Here is a 2,664-nt window from a genome sequence, read left to right as displayed (position 1 = left end):
GAAGACGAGGAATACGTTTACGAGTACGTGGACGAGGACGAGGCCGGCGGGCAGGAAGAATACGTGATGCCCGGAGTTCCCAAGAAAGAGTGACGAGTAATCAGTAAACAGTAAATAGTAATCAGCCTATAAAAACTTCCTTTGCCCTCATTACTCGTTACTATTTACCGGTTACCCCATTCAAGAAAGCCCCTGGCTCTCGCCGGGGGTGAGAGGATATCCTCCTGTAATGGCGGTGTAATGCCGTCCTCACCACCTAAAGGTGGCCGCTCTTTATGCGGTAAAGAGGGACTGTCCCGTTCCATAAACGGTTTAAGGAGTGGGACGCCATTTTGGCTACCACCCGCTTCGGGCAGAAGGCCCGTTTTCGGGCAAGCGGGTGGTGGGGTTACTAGCCTGAAAAGCGCAGTTGCCCGTGCTTTTGCCAATGAAAACCGGGGATAATTTTGTGCCTGCGTTTTTGTCCTGTTTTATCGCTCGATAATTCCTCCTTTTCCCTCGCTCTTTTTACCCGGATTCAACTGCAACGCCGTTGAGATTTTTCCAATGGGAAATCCTCTCCCAATACTCCCGGAACCGCTCCTTGCGACGGCCTGCGGCTGACAGCCTAAGCACCATCTTGCGACCATCCCTGCCAAGCTCTGCCCCACAGGCCAATACCAGCGTCCGGATAACACCCAGTGTCCTTTTCGTCCGTATCCCGATCGCCCGCTGAAATCCCTGCATAAGATTGTAGGCAAAACACACCACACGGAATGCCGCTTCGGTCGCATAAAACTTCTTCATGCAGAACCCGTCTAACCCGTAATCCCATTTCAATTCCCTTATGCGGGTTTCAAGGACGGCCCGTTTCCGATAGAAACGCCACACCTCCTCAGGCGAACCGGACATATCTGTAAATATCCCCTGGAATAGATAGGCTTTATCATCAAATAGTTCCTTGCCGCGCACAAAATCGTTGGCACGGTCTCGCTGCCGGATGACAACCAGCCTCCTCCCTCTGCTCCAGCTCTTTGCCTGGAATATTATCTCGCTAACGGAAACGTTCTCGTCCAAATCCCGCCAGTCACTTATGGCACGGACCAGGCTTTTCACGCCCCTGGTAAATCTGGCTGACACAGCGTAACGCAGCTTCTCGCCTTCAAGATAAACGAATACTTTCTCGCTGTCAAAACCGGAATCACCTCGGACAACCCTGACCGACGTCCCTGCGGGCATGGCCGAAATGGCCTCGCGCATGAATTCCACGGCCCCTGTTACGCTCGCCGTATTTCCGCTCCGAAGCCAAGCGTGAATAACAACCTGGTTTTCGTCCAAAGTCGCCAGCAGCGGGTGGTGGCTTGGCCGGCGGTGCTTCTTGGGATTGTAGCCCAGCAACGAACCCTCCTGCTTGCCATAGCGCTCAAATACGGATGAATCCAGATCCAGCGTGTAATCGCCGGGTGGCGTCAGCTCTTTTATCTGCCAGGCGCGCAATGGCTCAAACATCTCTTGGATCTCCTTCTGCCCAAAGCGCTGGAAGAACCGCGTTATCGTGCTATCGGACGGGAACCTTCGCATCCCCAGTAGTTGCCTGAGCACTTCATCATATCGCAGGGCTTCTATATGCGCGAACCGCCGTGCCCCCGTCAACACCCCGGCCATGAAAGCCAAAATTACGTCGACCGGCGCTGTCGCGTTTGGCGAAGTCAGACTGAATGCGAGGCACTGGTCAAGATGCTCGGCCAAGCCTATCCGTACGCCGTAACCGGCGAGCAACGACATGCCGCCCCAGGCGGTTATCGGTTTGTCGGTAAACGAAATAATTATTGGCTTTTGGGTCTGTAATGTGGTATTTTTTGTATGCACGGTTTCGTACCTCCATATTAGATCGCGAGTCTAAAATAGATGATACGAAACTGTGCCTTATTTTTGGGGGTCAACTGGGGAATTCAGGTAAGTTGTGTAAATTCAAAATGGTCTTGAAAAAGAGCTAAAAAAGGCGCATACTTCCAGTTAGATATACAAGGAGGTATGCGCCATGAATAATAGTATAAAAATAAAAGGCGGAAATCTACCGGAATCCGCCAGGCTGTTCAAAGAGGTGATGGAAAATCCGGGTAAGATGTTCGACATACTGAGGATAGATATGCGTGAAAGGGCGGAGGCGGCTGTAAACGAGATGATAAAACTTGAGCTGAGCCTGTTTCTGGGCCGCGGCAGATATGAGCGGCCGGAGGACGGCAAGGCCCTTAATTACCGGAACGGCTATACCGGCGCGCGGGAATATACGGTAAAGGGGCTTGGCGGTATAAAGGTGCGTGTCGCGCGGGACAGGAAGAACGAATTCCGGTCCAGGCTCATAGAGAAATACGACAGATACGACAAGGCGCTGGGGAAAGACATCCTGGCAATGTTCCTGGCCGGGATGTCGACGCGGAATATAGAGCTGTTTTCCTCGCAACTTCTCGGGAGGCGGGTATCGGCGGGCGAAGTGTCGCGGGTAAACGCGGAGGTGGAGGCAGCGATAGAGGCGTGGCGGACGAGGAGCCTGGCCGGGCACCGTGTGAAATATCTCATGCTGGACGGGGTGAATTTCAGGATGCGGGTTTGCGGCGCCGTGGAGAAGACGCCAATGCTGGTCGTGATAGGGGTTACCGAGTCCAATGAGCGGATATTCCTGGC

2 protein-coding genes are annotated in these 2,664 nt (G+C 53.3%); one reads left to right on the top strand and one right to left on the bottom strand.

Translation table 11 applies throughout. The features are described from left to right. Positions 1 to 507: 507 nt before the first annotated feature. Entirely contained in the window at positions 508 to 1,848 is a 1,341-nt protein-coding gene (locus AB1500_13085) for an IS1380 family transposase (GenBank protein ID MEW6184081.1), read from the bottom strand. 172 nt (positions 1,849 to 2,020) lie between these two features. Between AB1500_13085 and AB1500_13080 the strand changes: the two genes are divergently transcribed. After that, the coding region (locus tag AB1500_13080) for a transposase (GenBank protein MEW6184080.1) at positions 2,021 to 2,664 on the top strand (644 nt) is incomplete at its 3' end.

It is taken from the genome of Bacillota bacterium (assembly GCA_040755295.1).
Classification (GTDB): domain Bacteria; phylum Bacillota; class Desulfotomaculia; order Desulfotomaculales; family Ammonificaceae; genus SURF-55.
The sequence above is the reverse complement of the archived record's forward strand: the minus strand, read 5'-3'. Positions and strand labels throughout refer to the sequence as shown.